The 5503-nt window shown below is 37.0% G+C and carries 4 protein-coding genes and 1 pseudogene; all 5 read left to right on the top strand.

The window, feature by feature from the left end:
* Window positions 1-492, top strand: a pseudogene (locus VNJ50_RS02045) (acyl-CoA dehydrogenase); the annotation flags it as partial.
* Between the two features lie 201 nt (window positions 493-693).
* Complete coding sequence (locus tag VNJ50_RS02040) at window positions 694-1965, top strand: DUF6265 family protein (RefSeq protein WP_325578572.1); 1272 nt, start codon at window positions 694-696, stop codon at window positions 1963-1965.
* A gap of 31 nt (window positions 1966-1996) precedes the next feature.
* Window positions 1997-3334: a M28 family metallopeptidase gene (locus VNJ50_RS02035; RefSeq protein ID WP_325578570.1), complete on the top strand. Its 1338-nt coding sequence runs from the start codon at window positions 1997-1999 to the stop codon at window positions 3332-3334.
* 4 nt (window positions 3335-3338) lie between these two features.
* A complete protein-coding gene (locus VNJ50_RS02030) occupies window positions 3339-4958 on the top strand; it encodes a M1 family metallopeptidase (protein ID WP_325578568.1) in 1620 nt (539 codons plus the stop codon).
* Window positions 4959-5091: 133 nt separating this feature from the next.
* Window positions 5092-5503, top strand: a 412-nt coding sequence (locus tag VNJ50_RS02025; protein ID WP_325578566.1) for a PepSY-associated TM helix domain-containing protein, incomplete at its 3' end; no start/stop codon positions are given.

The following is a 5503-nucleotide window of genomic DNA, read 5'->3' as shown; positions in this document are numbered from 1 at the left end:
CAAGCTGTTGCTGATGAATTAATGGGAATTCCTTCATTTGACACGCCTGATTATTCAGAGCTGTTTGCTGAAGAAAAGGAAATGATCGCCAAGCTTAAAAAAGTATTTTTAATGGTCGCTGGTGCTGCGGTTCAAAAATTTGGACCAGATTTAGACAACCACCAACAGCTACTTTTAGCTGCTTCTGATATTCTTATCGAAATCTATATGGCAGAATCTACCATTTTGAGAACAGAGAAAAATGCGAAGCGTTTTGGCGAAAAAGAGCAGGAATTACAAATAGCGATGGCCAAACTTTATCTGTATAATGCCGTTTCAATCGTTGAGAAAAATGGAAAGGAAAGCATCATTTCATTTGCTGAAGGCGACGAGCAACGTATGCTATTAATGGGATTGAGACGTTTTGTAAAATACACCAACTATCCTGATATTGTAGATTTACGCAATGCTATTGCCGAAAAATTAAAATCTGAAAATAAATATTGTTTCTAAAATTGTCTGACTAACATACATTTTATTGACAAAGAAAAGCCAATTCATGAGTTTGAATTGGCTTTTTGATTTTTGAACATCAGCGGTTCAAATCGATCAAAATAGTCTCATCACTAATATTTTTTGACAACTTAAATTGCTCTCAAAATTTAATGATCAATTTAGAATCAAAAATTATATCTTTATAGAAACTAGCCAACGATGAAATCAAATTTTCTATTCTTATTTGCTTTTAGTACTATTTTAAGCTCTGCACAACCCAATACTGAGGTTTTTCTATTTGATTTGAATAGTAAAAACGGTAACTTTCAACTCTCCAACTTCAAAAATATTTCTGATAATCAAGGTTATGACAACCAACCTTCGTTTATGGATGATGGCACTATTTTATATGTTGGCACTCGCAATGGACAAACGGATATCATTCAGTACGACATTAAAAATGATTCAAAAACATGGATCTGCAATACCGAAGGTGGCGAATATTCCCCACTAAAAATCCCTAATCAACAGGCCGTTTCTGCCATCCGATTAGATCCGGACGGCAAACAACGTCTTTATAAATATGATTTAAAAAACAATATCAATACCATTATTTTTGACACTTTAGTGGTTGGTTATCAAGTTTGGTTTGACAAAAACACCATCATATCTTCTGTTTTAGAAGCTGATTTTATGTCACTTTATCTTTCCGATCTAAAAACGGGACAAAACAAAAAAATAACACCTCATGTTGGACGATCCTTACATCGTATTCCAAATTCAAATCTGATTAGTTTTATTTCTAAAAATGCCGACGGCACTTCTGAAATAAAATCCTTTAATCCAAAAACTAGTCAAATCACAACCATCGCTACCACCCTTCCAAACGTTGAAGATATGTGTTGGTTGCCCGATGGTAGCATCCTAATGGCCAAGAAGGATATGATTTTCAAATTAAATCCAAAAACCAAATCCGGATGGAAAGAAATTGCTTCCTTAAAGCCTTACGGCATAACGAAACTCAGCCGATTAACAGTAAGCCCAGATGGAAAAAAACTAGCCATTGTAGGCGAACTCGAAAATCAAAAACTAGCAGCCAAACTCGAAAACATCCGATGGATTTCCGGTAATTGGAAAGGCGAAGCTTTTGGCGGACAAACCGAAGAAAATTGGAGCGAGCCTTCGGGTGGATCGATGATGGCAACCTTCAAATTAATCGAAAATAACAACGTCGTTTTTTATGAAATCGAAATTATTCGTGAAGTAGAAAACACCTTGATTTTACAACTCAAGCATTTTGGCAACGATCTTAAAGGTTGGGAGGAAAAAGATAAAACCATCGATTTTCCGTTAAAGGAAATTACCGAAAACAAAGTCGTGTTTGAAGGTATGGTCTTTGAGAAAATCAGTACGAATGAAATGAACATCTATGTTGATATCAAGCAAGATGATGGCCGTATTGAAACCGTGAAATTCAACTACAAAAAATAATTCAAACATAAATCCACCTAATAATATTGCAATGAAAACATTATTTAAATACAGTGCTATATTTCTGCTTGGCATGAATTTAAACGCGCAAACCGATCAGAAAATCTATGATATTATTGATGCCGTTTCTGCCGATCGCATCAAAAAGGATGTACAAACATTAGTGGACTTTGGTACGCGCAACACCTTTAGCGACACCGTTTCGTCAACTCGCGGTATTGGTGCTGCCCGACGTTGGATCAAACAAGAATTTGAAACAATTTCTAAAGATTGCAACAACTGTTTGAACGTATTTTATCAAAAGGATTTTGTGACCAAAGCCAATAACAATCGAGTGCCGCATGATGCGTGGGTGGTAAATGTTGTTGCCGTACAAAAAGGAACAAAATATCCAAACAGATATATTATTATGAGTGGCGATATCGATACCCGAGCCAGCGATACCATGGATTTCACATCGGATGCGCCGGGCGCAAACGACAACGGTTCAGGAATGGCCGGAACTATTGAAGCCGCACGCGTCCTTTCAAAATATAAGTTTGAAAGCAGTATTATTTATGTTGGTCTTTCGGGCGAAGAACAAGGACTTTTTGGAGGTGCGGGATTGGCGGCGTACGCTAAAGAAAAGGGATGGGACATTATCGGTGTTTTCAACAATGATATGATTGGAAATATTGAAGGTGTTGATGGTGTCATCGATAATCGGACTTTTCGAATATTTTCGGAACCTGTACCGGTGACCGAAACTGAAAAAGAACGCCAAATGCGTCGTTTTTATGGTGGCGAAGTTGATGGGGTATCTCGTCAATTGGCGCGCTATGTCCATAAAACCACGCAAACCTATATGCCCGAAATGCATCCGATGATGGTGTACCGATTGGATCGTTTTGGACGTGGCGGTCACCACCGACCATTCAACGATTTAGGTTTTGCTGGCATCCGCATCATGGAAGCACATGAAAATTACACCCAACAACATCAAGACATTCGCGTAGAAAACGGTATTACCTATGGTGATACTTTTGAGCATGTCAATTTCCCTTATGCGGCCAAATTAACTGCAGTAAATGCTATCAATATGGCAAGTTTGGCATCTGCTCCTCCGCCACCAAAAACCGTTGCCATTGGCGGTATTGTGGAAGCCTCTGCAAAACTGAAATGGGATAAAGTGGATGGTGCAAAAGGCTATAAAATTTATTGGAGAGATACGACTTCTCCTACTTGGGACCATTCCAGATATGTTGGTGATATTAATGAATTCACCTTACAAGGTATTGTTATCGATAATTCGTATTTTGGCGTCGCTTCCGTTGGAAAAGACGGTTACGAAAGCGTCGTCGTTTTTCCAAATTCAATCTTAAGAAAATAAAAACATGAACAAGTATATTATCATCTTATTAGCTTTTACGACCGTCCAAATTACATTCGGTCAGGAATCATTTACCAGACAAGACACTTTGAGAGGCTCCATAACCCCAGAACGTGCTTGGTGGGATGTAACTTATTACCATTTGGACGTTTCTGTAGATCCGGCAACAAAATCCATCAAAGGAAAAAATACCGTTCAGTATAAAGTATTGGAGCCTTATAAAGTACTCCAAATTGATTTACAAGCACCTTTAAAAATCACTAAAGTGGTTCAAAATGGTGAAATTCTTAATATCAATCATGACGGCAATGCCCATTTTATCAACTTAAAAAGTGATCAAAAAAAAGGAAGTATCCAAAGTCTGGATGTTTATTATGAAGGTCAACCCCAAGAAGCAAAGAGAGCGCCTTGGGATGGCGGTTTTTCATGGTCAAAAGATGCTGATGGCAATGATTTTGTTGCCACTTCCTGCCAAGGATTAGGTGCCAGCGTGTGGTGGCCCAACAAGGATCATATGTACGACGAAGTGGATAGCATGCTCATTAGCGTCACCGTCCCAAAAGGTTTGATGGACGTTTCTAATGGCCAATTACGAAATGTCGAAGAACATAAAGATGGTACAAAAACTTATAATTGGTTTGTCAGCAATCCCATTAATAATTATGGTGTCAACGTAAATATTGGGGATTATGTGCATTATTCGGAAGATTATAAAGGAGAAAAGGGCCTTCTGAAAATGGATTATTATGTTTTAAAGGAGAATCTTGAAAAAGCCAAAACCCAATTTAAAGATGCCCCAAGAATGATGGAGGCTTTTGAGCATTGGTTTGGTCCTTATCCGTTTTATGAAGATGGCTATAAATTGGTAGAAGTGCCGTATTTAGGCATGGAACACCAAAGCTCTGTCACTTATGGCAATAAATTTAAAAATGGGTATTTAGGACGCGATGTATCAGGTTCTGGATGGGGAATGAAATTTGATTTTATCATTATTCATGAATCCGCACACGAATGGTTTGCCAATAATATCACCTATAAAGACATGGCGGATATGTGGATTCATGAGAGTTTTACATCCTATTCCGAAAGTTTATTTGTAGAGTATTTTTATGGTAAAAAAGCAGCAGCCGAATATGTTATTGGTGTCCGAAAAAACATTCTGAACGATAAACCCATTATCGGTCCGTACAATGTCAACCAAAGTGGTTCGGGAGATATGTACTATAAAGGTTCAAACATACTGCACACTTTAAGACAGTGGATTAATGACGATGTCAAATGGCGTGGTATATTAAGAGGGCTTAACGAAACGTTCTACCATCAAACGGTGACCACGGAACAAATTGAAAACTATATTTCAAAATCCGCAGGACTTGATTTAACTGCTTTTTTTAATCAATATTTAAGAGATGCCAGAATTCCAACTTTGGAATATAGTATAAAAAATAAGCAATTAAAATACCGGTGGATTGATACCGTTCCTAATTTTGAAATGCCAATCCAGGTCTATTTTGATGGAAAAGAACAATGGTTATTCCCAAAAACCGATTGGTCCACCATGAAGATAAATGATGATGACCTTAAAGTTGATGTGGATTTTTATGTGGAGTCCTTGAAATTATAATTGCTCAAGGTTTGACAAAATCAATTAGTCTATCATATGTTTCTGGTATTTTTTAAAACAGATCGTTAACAAATTATTAACAAAATTACAATTCTATTTGCATATTTTAGTCAATACCTCTAATTAGTTTAAATTGAAAAATTCCATTCAAAAAATAGTCAAATCCACTCGATGGTATAGAAAAACCCACCGTTGGATAGCAATTATTTCCGTATTCTTTTTGCTTATAGTTAGTTTAACAGGCTTATTAATCACTTGGAAAGACGAGCTACGATTTCAACCTCCAAGTACTAAGGTCGTAACGCAAAATGGAACGTTGCTTTCTATACAAACGATACACGATAATGCAGTAGCCCATATTAAATCATTAAAATTATCTCCTGAGATTAATCGCATTGATTATAGACCTAACAAAGGAATGGCCAAAGTGCGCTTTGAGGATCATTTTACTGAGCTACAGATTGATTGTTATACAGGAGCAATCATTTCAGAGAAAACACGAACGGCAGATATTATAGAAGCAATTCATGATGGCTCAATTATTG

The sequence above is a fragment of the Gelidibacter sp. genome (genome assembly GCF_035577925.1).
Classification (GTDB): Bacteria; Bacteroidota; Bacteroidia; order Flavobacteriales; family Flavobacteriaceae; genus Gelidibacter.
Note: the sequence above shows the minus strand (reverse complement) of the source record. Positions and strands in the feature narration are given on the sequence as shown.